Genomic DNA, 1,425 nt, shown 5'->3' on the forward strand with positions numbered 1-1,425 from the left:
TATTCTTCTGTCATTATCCACAGTCACAGAAGCACCAAGCTCATTAGCATTAACAACCATTGTCCTGAACTTGTATATCTTAAATATTCTTCCATACTGTGTAACTCTTTCCTGTCTGAAAAATACAGGTCCTCTTGAATCACATTTTATAAGTATTGCAATTATTAACATCGGCAATGCAAGCACAGCAAGCATTATTGATGCAACTACGATATCAAATAATCTCTTCACCATTAAAGAAGCTCTACGTTTATTAACTATATTGTAATATTTTCTTACTTCCCTTGTTCTCATAAACTTTGGAAGCTCATTCCATTTTCTAAGCTGCATACCAACCTCTTTTCTGCCAGTCTGTTAAACCTGTTATTTAAGGCTGTTAAAATTCTCTATAACATATTCTATCTGTTCATCTGTAAGATTAGTATGAAGTGGAAGTGTGACTTCATTGTGATACATTTCAAAAGATTTTGGGAAATCTTTTATATCAAAGCCAAGCTGCTTATATGCTGTGTGCATAGGAAGCGGCTTGAAATGTACATTCGTTGCAATTCCTGCTTCTGCCATTCTTATTATAAACTGGTTTCTGTCTTCTACATCTCTTCCAAGGAGTCTTGTAAGAAACAGATGTCCACTTGATGAATATTCATCTGTATAATGGCACAGGCACTCAACATCATCTGCCTTAATACCCTCTGTATACATATTAATCATCTGCTTTCTTCTTGCAAGCATCCCCTCATATCTTGTCATCTGAGCAAGACCTATGGCGGCTGTTATATCTGTCATATTACACTTATAAAGTGGTGCAATAATGTCATATTCCCACGCACCAAGCTTAGTCTTTGCAAGTGCATCCTTTGACTGTCCGTGAAGGCTCATAAGCATAATCTTTTTGTATATTTCTTCATCGTCTATTCCGTCAAGTTCTCTCCATACAAGGCCTCCACCTTCACCTGTTGTAAAGTTCTTAACAGCATGGAAAGAAAATGATGTAAAGTCCGCACATTGTCCGCTCTTATGTCCATTTCTTGACGCACCATATCCGTGTGCCGAATCAGCAAGTATAAGAACTCTTCCAAGTGCCTCCTGATAAGCATTAGCCGGCTTAAATAAAGCCTTCTTGCTCTCAAGTATTGCCCTTATCTTATCATAATCGACCATTACACCAGCTATATCCACTGGAATAACTGCCTTGGTCTTCTCTGTTATGGCTGCTTCAAGCTCATCATAATCAAGATGATAAGTTCCCTCCTGCACATCAATAAGCTTTAAAGTTGCACCAACGTGGCATACAACACTTGCTGATGCTGTATATGTGTATGCCGGAACTATTACCTCATCTCCCGCTCCAATTCCGAATAATCTAAGAGCCGTCTCCATACACGCTGTAGCTGAATTAAGACACGCACCTCTCTTAGTGCCAGT

The 1,425-nt window shown here is 38.7% G+C and carries 2 protein-coding genes; both read right to left on the bottom strand.

All coding sequences use genetic code 11. The features are described from left to right. On the bottom strand, window positions 1-330 hold a 330-nt coding region (locus tag WMO14_RS12845; protein ID WP_349153946.1), incomplete at its 3' end, for a sugar transferase. Window positions 331-363: 33 nt separating this feature from the next. Next, window positions 364-1,425, bottom strand: a 1,062-nt coding sequence (locus WMO14_RS12850; protein ID WP_349153947.1) for a DegT/DnrJ/EryC1/StrS family aminotransferase, incomplete at its 5' end; no start/stop codon positions are given.

The sequence above is a fragment of the Lachnospira rogosae (ex Hitch et al. 2025) genome (assembly GCF_040096455.1).
GTDB classification, from domain to species: Bacteria; Bacillota; Clostridia; order Lachnospirales; family Lachnospiraceae; genus Lachnospira; species Lachnospira rogosae.